Source organism: Luteibacter sp., from assembly GCF_035539195.1.
GTDB lineage: Bacteria > Pseudomonadota > Gammaproteobacteria > Xanthomonadales > Rhodanobacteraceae > Luteibacter.
Map to the genome: position 1 here is coordinate 24333 of NZ_DATLIW010000026.1, position 16509 is coordinate 40841.

At 65.1% G+C, this 16509-nt stretch carries 14 protein-coding genes; 5 read left to right on the forward strand and 9 right to left on the reverse strand.

Going from position 1 to position 16509, the window contains the following annotated elements:
* Positions 1–4 precede the first annotated feature (4 nt).
* From odhB to pilH, 4 genes are all read left to right on the forward strand, one after another.
* Positions 5–1213 carry a 2-oxoglutarate dehydrogenase complex dihydrolipoyllysine-residue succinyltransferase gene (gene odhB / locus VM621_RS07725; RefSeq protein ID WP_325468387.1) on the forward strand — a complete coding sequence of 403 codons (1209 nt, stop codon included), beginning with the start codon at positions 5–7 and terminating at the stop codon, positions 1211–1213.
* Positions 1214–1324: 111 nt separating this feature from the next.
* On the forward strand, positions 1325–2752 hold the full coding sequence (gene lpdA, locus VM621_RS07730) for a dihydrolipoyl dehydrogenase (protein WP_325468388.1): 1428 nt from the start codon (positions 1325–1327) through the stop codon (positions 2750–2752).
* A 201-nt stretch (positions 2753–2953) separates the two neighbouring features.
* Positions 2954–3556, forward strand: coding sequence for a TIGR00730 family Rossman fold protein (locus VM621_RS07735; protein WP_325468389.1), 603 nt, complete (start codon positions 2954–2956; stop codon positions 3554–3556).
* A 234-nt stretch (positions 3557–3790) separates the two neighbouring features.
* Positions 3791–4159 (forward strand): twitching motility response regulator PilH, encoded by a 369-nt coding sequence (gene pilH, locus VM621_RS07740; RefSeq protein WP_325468390.1) that lies wholly within the window; start codon positions 3791–3793, stop codon positions 4157–4159.
* Positions 4160–4187: 28 nt separating this feature from the next.
* Here pilH and VM621_RS07745 read toward each other — a convergent pair whose 3' ends face one another.
* On the reverse strand, positions 4188–5099 hold the full coding sequence (locus VM621_RS07745; protein ID WP_325468391.1) for a J domain-containing protein: 912 nt from the start codon (positions 5097–5099) through the stop codon (positions 4188–4190).
* 91 nt (positions 5100–5190) lie between these two features.
* Entirely contained in the window at positions 5191–5643 is a 453-nt protein-coding gene (locus VM621_RS07750) for an Hsp20/alpha crystallin family protein (protein WP_325468392.1), read from the reverse strand.
* A gap of 157 nt (positions 5644–5800) precedes the next feature.
* Between VM621_RS07750 and VM621_RS07755 the strand changes: the two genes are divergently transcribed.
* On the forward strand, positions 5801–6292 hold the full coding sequence (locus tag VM621_RS07755; RefSeq protein WP_325468393.1) for a peroxiredoxin: 492 nt from the start codon (positions 5801–5803) through the stop codon (positions 6290–6292).
* An 825-nt stretch (positions 6293–7117) separates the two neighbouring features.
* Here VM621_RS07755 and gyrA read toward each other — a convergent pair.
* The 7 genes from gyrA to bglX all read right to left on the reverse strand — a co-directional run bounded on the left by gyrA (position 7118) and on the right by bglX (position 16462).
* The gene (gene gyrA, locus VM621_RS07760) at positions 7118–9754 is read right to left on the reverse strand and encodes a DNA gyrase subunit A (protein ID WP_325468394.1); all 2637 of its coding nucleotides are present in this window, start codon (positions 9752–9754) and stop codon (positions 7118–7120) included.
* Between the two features lie 139 nt (positions 9755–9893).
* Entirely contained in the window at positions 9894–10307 is a 414-nt protein-coding gene (locus VM621_RS07765; protein ID WP_325468395.1) for a GtrA family protein, read from the reverse strand.
* Positions 10304–11314 carry an S-methyl-5-thioribose-1-phosphate isomerase gene (mtnA, locus tag VM621_RS07770; protein ID WP_325468416.1) on the reverse strand — a complete coding sequence of 337 codons (1011 nt, stop codon included), beginning with the start codon at positions 11312–11314 and terminating at the stop codon, positions 10304–10306. Before mtnA ends, VM621_RS07765 begins: the two co-directional genes overlap by 4 nt.
* 191 nt (positions 11315–11505) lie before the next feature.
* Entirely contained in the window at positions 11506–12000 is a 495-nt protein-coding gene (locus tag VM621_RS07775; protein ID WP_325468396.1) for a DUF2165 domain-containing protein, read from the reverse strand.
* Positions 12001–12038: 38 nt separating this feature from the next.
* On the reverse strand, positions 12039–13106 hold the full coding sequence (locus VM621_RS07780; RefSeq protein ID WP_325468397.1) for a class III poly(R)-hydroxyalkanoic acid synthase subunit PhaC: 1068 nt from the start codon (positions 13104–13106) through the stop codon (positions 12039–12041).
* Positions 13103–14050 (reverse strand): poly(R)-hydroxyalkanoic acid synthase subunit PhaE, encoded by a 948-nt coding sequence (locus VM621_RS07785; protein WP_325468398.1) that lies wholly within the window; start codon positions 14048–14050, stop codon positions 13103–13105. Before VM621_RS07785 ends, VM621_RS07780 begins: the two co-directional genes overlap by 4 nt.
* A gap of 42 nt (positions 14051–14092) precedes the next feature.
* A complete protein-coding gene (bglX, locus tag VM621_RS07790) occupies positions 14093–16462 on the reverse strand; it encodes a beta-glucosidase BglX (RefSeq protein ID WP_325468399.1) in 2370 nt (789 codons plus the stop codon).
* Between the last annotated feature and the right edge of the window lie 47 nt (positions 16463–16509).

Consider the following 16509-nt stretch of genomic DNA (forward strand, 5'->3'; position numbering starts at 1 on the left):
AAGCATGTCCATCGAAGTCAAAGTCCCGGTCCTGCCCGAGTCGGTCTCGGACGCGCTCATCGCCACCTGGCACAAGAAGGCCGGTGATGCGGTCAAGCGTGACGAGAACCTGCTGGACCTCGAGACCGACAAGGTCGTGCTCGAAGTGCCCTCGCCGGTCGACGGCGTGCTGAAGGAAATCAAGTTCGAGGAAGGCTCGACGGTCACCAGCAGCCAGGTGATCGCCGTAATCGAGGAAGGCGCCGCCGCTGCCGCGCCCGCTCCGGCGCCGGCCGCTGCCGCCGCCGAAGCGCCCAAGGCCGAGAAGACCGAAGCCGCTGCGCCGAAGGGCGTCGATGAACTCTCGCCCGCCGGCCGCCGCGTCGCCGTCGAAGAGAACATCGACCCGTCCAAGGTCGCCGGCACCGGCCGCGACGGCCGCGTGACCAAGGAAGACCTGGTCAACGCCGGCAAGGGTGGCACCGCCGCGCCCGCCGCCGCGCCGGCCCCCGCCGCCAAGCCGACCCCGGGCAGCCGTCCGGAAGAGCGCGTGGCCATGACGCGTATCCGTACGCGCATCGCCGAGCGCCTGATGCAGTCGAAGAACTCGATCGCGATGCTCACCTCGTTCAACGAAGTGAACCTCGCCGAGGTGGTCAAGCTGCGCAAGGCCCTGGGCGAGCAGTTCGAAAAGGCCAACGGCGTCAAGCTCGGCTTCATGAGCTTCTTCGTCAAGGCGGCCACCGAAGCCCTCAAGCGCTATCCGGTGATCAACGCCTCGGTGGACGGTTCGGACATCGTCTACCACGGCTACCAGGACATCTCGATCGCCGTGTCGACCGAAAAGGGTCTGGTCACGCCGGTCCTGCGCGACGTCCAGGACATGTCCTTCGCGGACGTCGAGAAGGGCATCGTCGGCTACGCCAAGAAGGCCCGTGACGGCAAGCTCGGCCTGGACGACCTCCAGGGCGGCACCTTCACCATCACCAACGGCGGCACCTTCGGTTCGCTGCTCTCCACCCCGATCGTGAACCCGCCGCAGAGCGCCATCCTCGGCATGCACACGATCAAGGAGCGCCCGATCGTCGAGAACGGCCAGGTCATCGCCGCCCCGATGATGTACATCGCCCTGTCGTACGACCACCGCATCATCGATGGAAAGGACGCCGTGCTCTTCCTGGTCGACATCAAGAACCAGCTGGAAAACCCGCAGCGGATGCTGCTCGGCCTGTAATGGTCGGTTGATTCATCAATGTGAAAGCGGGAGTCGAGAGACTCCCGTTTTTATGTTCCGACCCCATATTGGCGGTAGCAGAATCCCGCCGTTTCATCCGGAGCAAACCTCATGAGCGACAAGTTCGACGTCATCGTCATCGGTGCGGGCCCCGCGGGCTATGTGGCCGCGATCCGCGCCGCGCAGCTGGGCCTCAAGACCGCCGTGGTCGACGCCTTCGTCGGCAAGGACGGCAAGGCCGCCCTCGGCGGTACCTGCCTCAACGTCGGTTGCATCCCGTCGAAGGCGCTGCTGGATTCGTCCAAGCAGTTCCACAACCTGACGCACAACTTCAAGGATCACGGCATCACCGCCGAGAATCCGCAGATCGACATCGCGACCTTCATCGGCCGCAAGGACAAGATCGTCAAGCAGTTCACCGGCGGCGTGACCATGCTGTTCAAGGCGAACAAGGTCACCTCGTTCTTCGGCAAGGGCAAGCTCCTCAAGGGCAACCAGGTCGAGGTCACCGGTAACGACGGCACCGTCCAGACGATCTCCGCGACCAATGTCATCCTCGCCTCGGGCTCGGTGCCCATCGAGCTGCCGTTCGCGAAATTCGATAACAAGCACATCATCGACAACACCGGTGCACTCGACCTCACCGCCGTGCCCAAGCGCATGGGCGTGATCGGTGCCGGCGTGATCGGCCTCGAGCTCGGCAGCGTGTGGAAGCGCCTCGGCGCCGACGTCACCGTGCTCGAAGCGCTGCCGAAGTTCCTCGCCGTGGCCGACCAGGACATCGCCAAGATGGCCGCTCGCGAGTTCGCCAAGCAGGGCCTCGACATCAAGGTCAATGCCAAGGTGACCGCCGCCGAGGTCAAGGGCGACGAAGTCCATGTCAGCTACACCGACAAGGACGGCGCCGCGCAGTCGCTGGTCGTCGACAAGCTCCTGGTCGCCGTCGGCCGTCGCGCCTACACCGCCGGCCTGCTCGCCGACGACACGGGCGTGAAGCTCGACGAGCGTGGCCGCATCGTCGTCGACGAGCACAACCACACCGGCGTCGATGGCGTCTGGGCGGTCGGCGACGCCGTGCGCGGCCCGATGCTCGCGCACAAGGGTTCCGAGGAAGGCGTCATGGTGGCCGAGCTCATCGCCGGCAAGCCGGGCCACATCAACCTCGACACCGTGCCCTGGGTCATCTACACCGAGCCGGAAATCGCCTGGGTCGGCAAGACCGAAGAGCAGCTCAAGGAAGAAGGTATCCCGTACAAGACGGGCGCCTTCCCGTTCGCCGCCAACGGCCGTGCCGTGGCGATGAACGAGGGTATCGGCCAGGTCAAGATGATCGCCCACGCCGAAACCGATCGCATCCTCGGCGTGCACATGGTCGGCCCGGTTGTCTCCGAGCTGATCCACGAGTGCGTCGTGGCGATGGAGTTCAAGGGCTCGTCGGAAGACCTCGCCCGCATTGTCCACGCCCACCCGGCGCTGTCGGAAGTCGTGCACGAAGCCGCTCTGTCGGTCGACAAGCGCGCCATCCACAAGGGCAACTGATCGCCTGTGCGACCCAAGCCCGTCCATGCCATGAGCATGGGCGGGCTTTGTCGTTTCTGGGTGTCTTTACGAGAGTGCGCTTTGTGTGGGAGCCGATTCATCGGCGATGGACGATACGGCGCCACCGCTTCGTTGGCTTTGCGCCGATGAATCGGCTCCCACAACAGCGGGTGCTCTGGTAAGTACATAGGAGACTTGGACATGCGTGACATCAAATCGCTCTGCGTCTACTGCGGCTCCAGCAGCGGCACCCATCCGGGCTACACCGAGGCCGCGAAGGCCTTCGGCACGCGCCTGGCGAAGGAAGGCATCGCCCTTGTCTACGGCGGCGGCAAGGTCGGCCTGATGGGGACCGTGGCCGATGCCGTGCTCGCGGCCGGGGGCCGCGTCATCGGCGTCATTCCGCGCCAGCTCGTCGAAAAGGAAGTGGCCCATACCGGCCTTTCCGAGTTGCAGGTGGTCGAGACCATGCACGAGCGCAAGACGCGCATGTACGAGCTCTCCGATGCTTTCGTCGCGTTGCCCGGCGGTTTCGGCACCATGGACGAAATGTTCGAGATGCTCACCTGGGCGCAGCTCGGCCTGCATAGCTATCCCTGTGCCTTTCTCGACGTGCGGGGCTTCTACTCGCGCCTTTCCGCAAGCATGGACCACATGGTCGCCGAGGGTTTCGTCAAGGAGACCCAGCGCGACCAGGTCTGGTTCGGCGCCAGTATCGACGCGCTGTTCGATTGGATGAAGCACTACGAGTCGTCATACACGCCGAAATGGATCACCGGGACCTCGGTCGACAGCGTCGTCTGAGGTGTTTCCAGCGGCTGTACGGAAGGCCGGACGCGCCGCCGGCCACCCCCGGGATCCTGCTCGAAACAGGTTTCGAACGTCTCACCATTGATACAACCGCGCTGGCCGGTAGAATGAGCCCACGCCAGAGGCGCAACGCGTGACGTTTTTTCGTCACCGCAGCAATCGAGACGGCCGCCTGGAAGGCGTACGTCATCAAGGACAACACATCGGGCCTGGCCCGGGGGAAAGTGAATGGCTCGTATCCTGATCGTCGACGATTCGCCGTCGCAGCTGCTGGGCATCAAGCGCATCGTCGAGAAACTGGGCCATGAGGCCATCACGGCCGAGGACGGCGCGCAGGGGGTGGAAGTCGCCAAGCGCGAGATTCCCGACCTGATCCTGATGGACGTCGTCATGCCGAACCTCAACGGGTTCCAGGCCACGCGCACGATCAGCAAGGAAGAAACCACCAAGCACATCCCGATCATCCTGGTGACCACCAAGGATCAGGACACCGACAAGGTCTGGGGCCTGCGCCAGGGCGCCAAGGACTACGTCGTCAAGCCGATCAAGGAAGAAGAGCTGGTCAAGGCCCTCAAGGAACACCTGCCGCACGCCTGAGCGCCGGCAGGCAAAGGCGCGGCAGGGCTCAGCCCTGCCGCGGATCGAACCCCGGGAACGCGTCCTTGAACTCCGCGTACGCCGCCTGCTCCTCGTGGGTTTCAGGCACCGGGACGCGAATTTCCAGCACCACGATCTGGTCGCCCGGCTCCGAGCCCGGCAACCCTCGCCCCTTGAGGCGCAGCTTGCGGCCCGACTGCGAGCCCGCCGGGATACGCAGGTCGACATGACCACCCAGCGTCGGCACGGGCACCGTGGCACCCAGAGCGGCCTCCCACGGCGTGATCGCCAGCGTATGCGTGACGGTCCTGCCTTCCAGACGGAAGCGGGCGTCGTCGCGAACGCCGATCTCCAGCAGCAGGTCGCCCGAGGGGCCGCCGCCCATGCCTGGGTGGCCCTGCCCGGCGAGGCGGATGGTCTGGCCCGGCGTGATGCCGGCGGGGATCTTCACCTCGAGCACCCGCTCGCCGCCCGAGGCGTCGTTGAGTACGACGCGGGTCTTGCCGCCATTGAAGGCGGTCTGCAGGTCGGTCTCGATCCTGGCCTGGATATCCCGGCCCCGGCGCGCATGCGACTGCTGCTGGCCACGGCCGCGGCCACCGCCGAACAGACTCTCGAAGAAGTCGCTGAAGTCGCCGCCACCGCGGCCCATGTCACCAAAATCGTAGCTTCCGCCGCCCTGACCGAAGCCCGGAGGCGGACGGAACTGCTCGCCCTGACGGTAACCGCCCGCGCGCAGCTGATCGTAGGCCCGGCGCTTTTCGGGGTCCTTCAGCGCCTCATTGGCTTCGTTGATCGCCTTGAACTTCTCTTCGGCACCCGGCTCCTTGTTCTTGTCCGGGTGGTATTTACGGGCGAGCTTGCGATACGCCGCCTTGATCTCGGCGTCGGTCGCTTCAGGCTTCACCCCAAGTGCTTCGTAGTAATCCTTGAACTCCACAGGCTCTCCCGGGCTTGTGTCGAAAACAAAAAGCAGAATGCCCGCGGTGGCGCATGTCCACCGCGGGCCAGCGTTACAAGCTTAGAGCGAATCAGCCCGCGGCGTTAATCTCAATACGACGCGGCGCGCTTTCGGCCTTTTTCGGAATCGCGATTTCCAGCACACCATGGGCGCCCGAGGCGGTGATGCCCTCGGCGTTGGCGCTTTCCGGCAAGGTGAAGCTGCGCTTGAACGCGCCGGTAGCGCGTTCGACGCGGCTGAACTTGCCTTCGGTCTCGCTGGCAAACGCCTTCCGCTCACCCTTGATGCTGAGCACGTTCTTTTCCATCTGGATCTCGATGTCGGCGAGGTTCACGCCCGGCACATCGGCAAGGATCAGGAAACGGCCGTCCTCTTCACGAATGTCGACGCGCGGCGCCCAAGCGCTCTGCGCGGCGACAGCCGGCGCGGCGATCTCGTTGCCGAACAGCTGGTCGAAGACATTGCGGACGTCGCTGCCGAACACCGGCGCAGGACGGAACGACACATGACGAAGCTGGTTCATCTGTTTGACTCCCAAGAAGTTTTTCGGCCATGTGGCCGTCTGGGATCAAACATATGACCGACCCGTCGGGATTCAAGTGGCGCGACGCGAGACGCCGGTTGGGTCGGCTACGGTGTTCGCGCTAAGCTCGGGCATCTCTGCCCGCTAAGGATTCCCCATGACCATCGCCGTTGGCGACACGTTGCCCGATCACACCCTCACCCAATACAAGGACGGCCTGGAGACAGTCTCCAGCCTCGACGCTCTGGGCCAGGGCAAGGTGGTCGTATTCGCCGTACCGGGCGCCTTCACGCCCACCTGCTCGAACAAGCACCTGCCTGGTTACATCCAGCACATGGAAGATTTTCGCGAGCGCGGCATCAAGGTCGCCTGCGTATCGGTCAACGACGCCTTCGTCATGCACGCCTGGGGCATCTCACAAGGCGTACCGGACGATCTGGTCATGCTCGGCGATGGCAATGCCACGTTCGCCAAGGCCCTGGGCCTGGAACTGGACGGCACGAAGAACGGCATGGGCATCCGCGCCAAGCGTTTCGCCATCTACGCCGAAGATGGCGTGGTGAAGGTCCTGCACGTCGAGGCGCCGGGCGAATTCCGCGTCACATCGGCGGAAGCCATGCTCGAAGCCATCGAGGCCCTCGGCAGCTGAAGACTACCGCGCTTCCCGTGGGAGCCGTCGACCATGGAGCCCGATAAACAAGGGTTCTTCACGGATTACCGGGGCGGGCGGGCGCTCGGCATGCCGGGCCTTCGTTCGCACCTCGCACTCCGCCGAGGGCTCGCCTTCGGCATCGCGGGCTCGGCTGCGCCATCGCTTTGTACACTTGGGCGCTTCGCGGGGAGACCTTGGCGCCCACCCTCGCTGCTCAGACAGGTCCTCCGCGTTCGGTGCGGAAGGCCGCTACGCGGCCTATGTATCTATCTGGCCTACGGCCGCTCACTTGTGCGGAACTCGCCTCGAGGGTGGACGCCAAGGTCTCTCACGACGATACGGTCGAGTGGAAGGAGAGCCGGTGTGTCGTGCCGTCGTCGGCCCCGGCCGCGCCCGGAACATCCGGGCGAAGCGGAAGCGGTTGCTGGTATACGGTTGCCCAACACCTTCGTCGCGCTTGTGTCGGCGTGCCTGCCGGCGATGCCGTGGCGCGATTTGACTCGACCCACGCGAGCCTCACGGTTCGGGAGAGTCTTCGGTGCCCACCCTCGAGGCGAGTTCCGCACAAGTGGAGCGGCCGCAGGCCAATAAGAACATGGGCCGCGCAGCGGCCTTTCCGGTACGAAACGCGGAGGACCTGTCTGAGCAGCGAGGGTGGGCACCGAAGGCTCTGCGCCGCCACGACCCAGCCCGCCGCCGCGGCATCAGCCGCTGATAACACGCACTCGCGAAGCAAGTGAACCGATGCCTTCGGCGTCGGCGTCCCCGGACTTCCGCGAAGAACCTAAAAAAAAACCCGCCTTTCTAGGCGGGTTTTCGTTGTTACGCTTCGGTTGGTTCGCCGCCGTCGCCGGTGGGGCCGCTTTCGATCGGCGGCATGTCGGCAGCGACGTCACCGTCGATGACGTCACCCTCGCCTTCGATCTCGAGTTCTTCCTCGGCTTCCAGGCGAACCACGCCGATGAGCGTTTCGTCCTTCGGCAGCTTGATCAGCGTCACGCCCTGGGTGTTGCGGCTGAGCTGCGAGACTTCCGACACGCGAGTGCGGACCAGGGTGCCCTGGTCGGAGATCAGCATCAGCTGCTGCGCCTCGGTGACCTGGGTCGCCGCGACGAGATTGCCGTTGCGGTCCGAGCACTGGATGGCGATGACGCCCTGCGTGCCGCGGCCCTTCTTCGGGAACTCGTCGAGCGCCGTGCGCTTGCCGTAGCCACGTGCGGTCGCCGTGAGGATATCGCCCTCACCCGCCGCCACGATCAGCGAAACCACTTCCGCGTCCTCGGCCAGGCGCATGCCGCGTACGCCGGTGGCGGTACGACCCATCGAGCGAACGGTACCTTCGTCGAAGCGCACCGACTTGCCGTTCGAAGCGAACAGCAGGACGTCGCTCTCGCCGCCGGTCATCGCGACGTCGACCAGGGCATCGCCCTCGTCGAGGTTGATCGCCGCCTTGCCCTTCTGCAGCTGGAACGCGAATTCCGTCAGCGGGGTCTTCTTCACCGTGCCCTTGCGGGTGGCGAAGAACACGAAGCACGTCGGATCGTAGTCGCGAACCGGCAGCAGGGCCTGGACCTTCTCGCCCTCGCCCAGCGGTAACAGGTTCACGATGGGCTTGCCACGCGCGCCCGGGCCGGCTTCCGGCATCTGGTAGACCTTGAGCCAGTAGACACGGCCGGTGCTGGTGAAGGTCAGCAGCGTGTCATGGGTGTTGACCACCCACAGCTGCTGCACGACGTCTTCGTCCTTCAGCGCCGAGGCCGAACGTCCCTTGCCGCCACGTTTCTGCGCGCGGTACAGGCTGGCCGGCTGGCGCTTGATGTAGCCGGTGTGCGAGAGCGTCACCACCACGTCTTCCGGCGCGATGAGGTCGAGCACGTTCAGGTCTTCCTGCGAATGCTGGATCTCGGTGCGGCGTTCGTCGCCGTAGTCGGTACGGATCTGCTCGAGCTCTTCGCGGATGACTTCCAGCAGACGCGACGGGTTCTCGAGGATCTCGATGAGGCCGCGAATGGTGTTGAGGATGTCGCGGTACTCTTCCGAAAGTTTTTCCTGCTCCAGGCCGGTGAGGCGATGCAGACGCATCTGCAGGATTTCGGTGGCCTGCGCTTCGGACAGCTGATAGCCGTCGTCACGAAGGCCGTCGCGCGGATCCATGTCTTCCGGGCGCGACGACTCGGCGCCCGTGGCCGCCAGCAGTGCCTTGACCAGTCCCGGCTCCCAGCGACGGGCGACCATGCGCTCGCGCGCCTCGTTGGACGAGGCCGAGGTACGGATCAGCTCGATCATCTCTTCGATGTTGGCGAGCGCGACCGTGAGGCCCTCGAGGATATGCGCGCGCTGGCGTGCCTTGCGCAGTTCGAAGATGGTGCGACGGGTGACGACTTCGCGGCGGTGGCGAATGAAGGCCTCGAGGATGTCCTTGAGGTTCATCAGCTTGGGCTGGCCGTCGAGCAGGGCCACCATGTTGATGCCGAAGGTGACCTGCAGCTGTGTCTGCTGGAACAGGTTGTTCAGCACGACATCGGCCATGGAATCGCGGCGGATCTCGATGACCACGCGCATGCCGTCCTTGTCGGACTCGTCGCGCAGTTCGCTGATACCCTCGAGCTTCTTTTCCTTGACCAGCTCGGCGATCTTCTCGATCAGGCGAGCCTTGTTCACCTGGTACGGCAGTTCGTGGACGAGGATCGTTTCGCGACCGTTGGCCTCGGTTTCGATCGAGGTGCGCGCGCGCACCAGGATGCGGCCGCGACCGGTACGGTACGCCTCGACGATGCCGGACGAGCCGTTGATGATGCCGGCGGTCGGGAAGTCCGGGCCGGGGATGAAGGTCATCAGGTCGTCGACGCCGAGCGAGGGATCCTCGATCAGGCCCAACACGGCGTTGATGACTTCGGTCATGTTGTGCGGCGGGATGTTCGTCGCCATGCCGACGGCGATACCGGCGGAACCGTTGACGAGCAGGTTCGGCACGCGGGTCGGGAGGACCAGCGGCTCGTGTTCGCTCTCGTCGTAGTTCGGCCCGAAGTCGACGGTTTCCTTGTCGATATCGGCCATCAGTTCATGCGTGAGGCGCGCCATGCGCACCTCGGTGTATCGCATGGCAGCCGCGTTGTCGCCGTCGACCGAACCGAAGTTGCCCTGGCCGTCGACGAGCATGTAGCGCAGCGAGAAGGGCTGCGCCATGCGGACGATCGTGTCGTAGACCGACGCGTCGCCATGCGGATGGTATTTACCGATCACGTCACCGACCACGCGGGCCGACTTCTTGTACGGCTTGTTCCAGGAGTTGCTCAGCTCGTTCATGGCGAACAGTACGCGTCGATGTACCGGCTTGAGGCCGTCGCGCACGTCGGGTAGCGCACGCCCGACGATGACGCTCATCGCGTAGTCGAGATAGCTCTGGCGCATCTCGTCTTCGATGTTGACGCGGATGACTTCTTTGGCGAGTTCTGCCATCAATCGGCTTCCTGGATATCTATCAATAGGCCCCCGCCGGCCGCGCGATTCGCGGTATCGCGACGCGGCCGACCCAACCCGTCGATGGTAGCACAACGGGCGTCGAAAAGACAGCTAAAAGCTTTTCTAATTCAATGACTTACGCAGGTGTTTTGGCGCTGCGGAAAAGCAGCGCCCGGGCGAACAGGAAATTCGCCACGGAACCGCCCACCGAGCCCGCCGCCACGGCCACTGCGGGCCACGCGTGAAGCTGGGGAAAGGCACGAAAAGCGAGTACGTACACCCCGTTGTTAATCACCGCGCCAACGGCCATCAAGCCCATCCAGCGCAGCCACTCCGAGCCCTGGCTCCGACCCGAATCGCGTTGCGCGAACGTGTGATTGCGGTTCCACCACCAGGTAACGGTGGCGGCGCTGAGGAAGGAAACGACACGGGCGCTGTACACATTCCAGCCGGCCATGCTGACAAGGGCCTGCGCAATACCCGCATCGACGATGAAGCCCAGCAGTCCGCCCACGGCGAAGAGCGCGACCTCACGACGCAGAGGACTCACGGAAACAGGATCCGCATCTGGTCTTCATCGGGCTTGAGGATCACGCCGCGCTCGGTGACGATCGCATCGATCAGCTCGGCGGGCGTCACGTCGAACACGGGATTCCAGGCATCGGCACCTTCGATCACCGTACGCGTGCCGGCGACGGACAGCAGTTCCGCGGCATCGCGCAGTTCGATCTCGATGTCCGTACCGGTGGCCGTGGCCATGTCGACCGTGGTCGAAGGGGCGACCACCATGAACTTCACGCCATGGTGGCGCGCCGCGATGGCGAGCTGGTAGGTGCCGATCTTGTTGGCGGTGTCGCCGTTGGCGGCGATGCGATCGGCGCCGACGATCACCCACTTCACCCTGCCCTGTTTCATCAGGTGCGAGGCGGCGGAATCGGCGATGAGCTTGGCGGGAATGCCGTCGCGCACCAGCTCCCACATCGTCAGCCGCGCCCCCTGCTGCCAGGGCCGCGTCTCGCCGGCGTAGACCTGCTCGATGTTGCCCATGGCGACGCCCGCGCGAATCACCCCCAACGCCGTGCCATAGCCCGCGGTGGCGAGCGAGCCGGTGTTGCAGTGGGTGAGCACGTGCGAGCCCGCTTCAATCAGCGAGGCACCGAGTTCGCCCATGTGACGGTTGGCGGCGAGGTCTTCATCCTGGATAGCCTGCGCCTCGATCTGAAGTGCGGCGGCGTCGGCACCCTCGAGGACACGCCGGTTCATGCGATCCAGCGCCCACATGAGGTTCACCGCCGTGGGCCGCGCCGCGCGCAAGGTGGCCATGGCGCTGGCGAGGTTCTCGCCCGTCTGCGCAGCCAGCACGACACCCCACGCCGCGGCGATGCCGATGGCGGGCGCGCCGCGCACGGCCAGGTCGCGAATGGCACGCGTGACGTCGCCCGCGTTCACGCAATCGAACCAGATTTCTTCCGCCGGCAAGCGACGCTGGTCGAGCAGGCGGAGACGATCGCCCTGCCACTGCACGGCGCGGATGGAGTCGTGGGAGTCGTTAGTCATCATGCCGCCATTATCGCATCTTCTGAGAACCCATCTCCCGAGAAGCCATCGTCGGGGAACAGCCTTCTGTGGAAGACAGGAACAGCCTTCCGTGGAGCCGGGAACAGCCTTCTGTGGAGCCGGGAACAGCCTTCTGTGGAGCCAGGGACAGTCTACTGTGGAGCCGGGGACAGCCTTCTGTGGGAGCCGCTTCAGCGGCGATGCCCTTCCACTTCCCCGTCAGCCTGGTTGACGAAAACCAGCACCCCTACTATCGCCATATAAAACCGGAAGGCGGCCTCCTGCCCGTTCCACACCTTCGACTGCCACATCGCGAACCATTCGCCGCCGACCACCATGAAACCCAAGAACCAGAGCACGAAGCCCAGGCCGCATCCGGCGATGACCCAGCGTTTAGCCGCCTGGAACGCGGAGGCCGACTGCCTGCGCGCGCGCCACAGAACGATGCTGCCCAGCAGGAGCAACAGACCGGTCGCCGCTTCGCCCACGATGATCGCCACGTAACCGGCGTGCCACATCCATGGCTGGGTGAGCGCGCGACCCGACAACGCATTCCCCGGGAACGTCGTATCCATCGACAGCACGTGCCGGACGAAGGCGAAGTTCGAGCCGTAGTCGACCAGGTTGTCGTACGCCACCACCAGCGCGAAGGCGGCCAGGGTCAGCGAGAGGAGGATCTTGGTCATGCGCGCCGTCATGCGCGGCTCCCATGGGTGACGATGGACTACCGCGCGGCCAACCATTCGTGGATGGCCGGCGGCACCTGGGCCTGCGCCCTGCCCGATACGTAAATACCGATATGACCGCCCTTGAAGGCGAGCGCGGTGTAATCCTTGCTACCGATGGCATCACCCATGGGTGTCGACGCCGCCGGTGGGACGAGGTGATCCTGCTCGGCGTAGATGTTCAATACCGGCTGGGTGATCTTCTTCAGGTCGATCGCTTTGCCGCCGATGCGCGCTTCGCCCTTGATCAGCTGGTTCTTCTGGAAGAAGTCGCGGGCAAATTCGCGGAACGCCTCGCCAGCCTGGTCGGGCGAATCGAAGATCCACTTCTCCATGCGCAGGAAGTTCTCGACTTCCTTCGGGTTGTCGAGGATGTCCACGAGGCCGACATACTTCTGTTGGTTCAGGCGAACCGGCTTGAGCGTGAGGTAAGCGAAGTTCATGACGTCCGCTGGCACGTTGCCGTAGGTGTCCACGAACAGATCGATGTCGATGTTGCGCGCCCAGTGCGAGAGCATGTTATCGGGCGTATGGAAGTCCACCGGCGTCACCATGGTGACGAGGTTGCGTACCTTTTCCGGATGCAGCGTGGCATAGCAAAGCGAGAACACCCCGCCCTGGCAGATGCCGAGCAGGTTCAGCGAATCGGCGGCATGACGCTGGCGGATCACGTCGACGCAGCGGTCCAGGTAACCGTCGATGTAATCGTCGAGGGTGAGCCAGCGATCGGCACCGTCCGGGTAGCCCCAGTCGATAAGGTAGACATCTTCACCCTGCGCGAGCAGGTTGCGGACCATGGAGCGGTCTTCCTGCAGGTCGACCATCCACGGCGTGTTGACCAGCGCATAGCAGATCAACAGCGGCGTCTTCGACGTCGGTTTCTTCGTTCCCTTGAAGTGCCAGAGCGTCAGCTTGTCTTCGCTATAGACCGCTTCGCGCGGTGTCGTGCCGAGTTCGATCGGACCGACGTGTTTCAATGTTTCCATGCCGGCTTCGAGCTTGCGCCGGAACGCCTCGACTTCGGCCTGCGCACGCTCGGGGTCGAAGGAAAACGGGTTGCCGTTCATCGCGCTCCGCCCTTCTTCGCGGTCGTCCGGGTGGCAACCTTCGGCTTGCCGGCCTTCTTCGCGACCGTCTTGCCACCTCGCAACGACGCCACTTCCGCACGAAGCGCTTCGACCTCGGCCACCAGCCCGTGCATCTGCCGCAGCTCGCGACGCATCGCCTGCAAGCGCTCGCCGAGACTATCCACTTCCGACCGCGTCGGCATGCCGGCCTGCCCCGTCACGCGCTCGACCTGCTTTCGTTGCAGCACCTTCAGGCGCATCTGCGCATTCACCAGTGCGGCATAGACGTCGCGGAATTCGCCGGACAACGCGGCTTCGCCGTAGCTTTCCTCGGCCAGATTCACCCAGCGGTCGTAAACCGAACGCATGGACTCCGCGTCCGACGGCGCCGGCTGCTCGCGCAACGCGGCACCGGCGCGGTCGTTCACGCCCTGCAGCAGGGCCTGAAAACGTGCGTAGTGTTCGGCGTAGTCGATCCACGCGCGGAACAAATCCTGCTGCTCTTCCTGCTGCTCGCGCGTCAAACCGAAGGCCGGCATCGACAGCGCTTCGCGCGCGACCCTGGCCCACTCGTCGAATGACTCGCTCCCCGGCGGCGGCATCGCGGCACCGGGCGGCGGACCATAGCCATAGGGCGCGGCCCCCGGCGGCGGCCCGTAACCAAACGGCGCGGCACCTGGGGGGAAAGCGTCGGCCGGGCCGGGCTGGCCGAACGGCGGTACGCCACCCATGGCGAATGGGGCGGCTCCCGGCTCACCGGCAGCCATCGAGCGCATCCAGTCGCCGTATCCACTCAGGCCAGTGAACATCCGGCCCATGATGTCGGCCGATGGCGATGCAGCGCTGCCCTGGCTGGCGGGGTCGAACTGACGCGACCAGGTTTCCAGCCCTGCGCGCACGAAGGCCTGGTATTGATCGATGAAATCGGTGGGTTTATCTGCCATGCGGGTATGGTACGGCACGACACGAGCGGGCGCGCCGGTTCATCAGGGCGTGATCGCGAAGACGGCTTGCCGGTCGGCCCTGGAGCTGCCGCCCACCCAGACCGTGTACTGGGTCGGTTCGACAACCTCCTCGCTCTTCGCGTTCCAAAGCGACAATTCGGAAAAGCCCAGCCGGAACGTGACGCGCCGGGACTGTCCAGGCTGGAGCGCGACACGCTCGAAGCCCTTCAGGCTGCGTATCGGCTGCTCGACGCTGGCGCCAAGGTTGCGCACGTAAAGCTGCACGACTTCCGTGCCGGCACGCGGGCCGGTATTCGTCACCGTGGCGGTCACGCTGACCAGATCGTTTGCGCCCTGCCTGTTCGCTTCCGCCAACGGGATGGTGGCGCGGGACACTTGCACGTCCGAATAGCCGAACGTGGTGTAGGACAGACCGTGGCCGAAGACGTACAGCGCGTCGTTGGGCACGTCGATATAGCGCGAGATGAAGGCCGTGCCGTGGGATGGCGGCTTGGCCAGGTCGGCGTCGCCGGGTGGACGGCCGGTCGGGAACTGATCGTAGTAGAGCGGCTCCTGGCCTACCGCGCGCGGGAAGCTCATGGTCAGCTTGCCGCCGGGCGCCACATCCCCGAACAGGACGTCGGCCACGGCATGGCCCGCCTCCGTGCCGGGGAACCACACGGCCATCACCGTGGGCACGTGGCGATCGGCCCAGTCGAGCACCAGGGGGCGTCCCGAAAACACCAACAAGACCACGGGTTTTCCGGTGGCGACCACCCGCTCCAGCAGTTCCTGCTGGTTGCCGGGCAGGTCCAGCTGCGCCCGCGAGCCCGCTTCGCCGCTCATGCGCGACGATTCGCCGAGCGCCATGACCACCACATCGGCCCGGGCGGCGGCCTGCATGGCCTCCGCGAAGCCGGCTTCCGATGCCGTCTCGACCTCGGTGCCCCGGGCGTAGAGCAGTTCGCCACCCCGCGCCTTCATGCGTGCCGCAAGACCACTGCGCAACGTGACGACGTCCGGAAAGTGCTGCGCGCCACCCCAGGCACCTTGCATCTCGGCGGCCGCATCGGCCAGCGGCCCGATCAGCGCCAAGGTCTTCACGCGGGCGTCGAGGGGCAGTACGGGTGGCATGCCCTGCCCGCCATTCTTCAACAGTACGAAGGATTCGGCGGCAGCGCGCCGTGCGAGAGGCCGATGCGCATCCACCGCCTGGGTCACTTCCGTGCCACGCGCGTACGGATGTTCGAACAGCCCCAGGGCTATCTTCACCCGCAGCACGCGTCGCACGGCCTCGTCCACGGTGGCCATGGACAGCTTTCCTTCCGCGAGCAGCTTCGGAATCTGGGTGTCGTAGTAGTGGCTCATCATGTCCACCTCGACGCCGGCCTGCAACGCCTTCCGCGTGGCGGTGGCAGCGTCCAGCGCCACGCCATGATGGGTGAGCTCCATCACCGCCGTGAAGTCGCTGACCACGAAGCCGTTGAAACCCCACTCCTTTCGCAGGATATCCGTCATCAGATACGCACTGGCCGTGGCGGGCACGCCGTTGAGCGCATTGAACGCGCTCATCATCGTGGCCGCACCGGCAGCGACCGCCGCCCGATACGGCGGCAGGTACACCTGGCGCAGGCGGACGTCCGACATATCGGTGGTGTTGTACTCGCGCCCGGCTTCGGCCGCACCATAAGCGGCGAAGTGTTTGACGGATGCCGCCACGCTTTCCGGATCGGCCAGGTCGCTGCCCTGGTACCCGCGGATATAAGCACGCGCCATGGCGGCACCGAGGTAGGCGTCCTCGCCGGCACCTTCGGTCGAACGGCCCCAGCGTGCATCGCGCGAAATGTCGACCATGGGCGAGTAGAACCATTTCACTCCCGCCGTCGTCGCCTCCGCGGCGGCCATGCGGGAAAGGTCCTCCACCAACGGTGGATCCCACGTCGCCGAGAGACCAAGCGGCACGGGGTAGATGGTGCGGTAGCCGTGAATGATGTCGGCGCCGAACAGCAGCGGAATACCGAGCCGGCTCTTCAGCGCGGCCTCCTGGAATCGGTGCGTCCTGGCCGCGCCGGTCACGTTGAGCATGGAGCCGAGTTCGCCCCGGCGCGCCAACGCCAGCGCATCCACGCGCTCGCGCGTTTCCGGATTGCTGCCAACCGCTTCCCCATCCGCCGGCTCGGATGCCCCGGTGGCACCGTACTGCACGAGTTGCCCGATCTTCTCCGGCAGGGTCATGCGGGCCAGTAGCGCATCTACCCTTCGTTCGATGTCTGGCGAGGCAAGTTGCGCGTTCGATGCCGGGACGGCCGGGTCACCCACGGCGGCCTTGCCAAAGGCAAGGCCGATCAGCAGCAAGGATGCACCGGAAAACAGCGCACGCAGGGATAAGCGATAACGGAGCAGCGAACTCATGCATTCTCCAAGAGCATTCCGCCGACGGGCAACGGACATGAACCGGG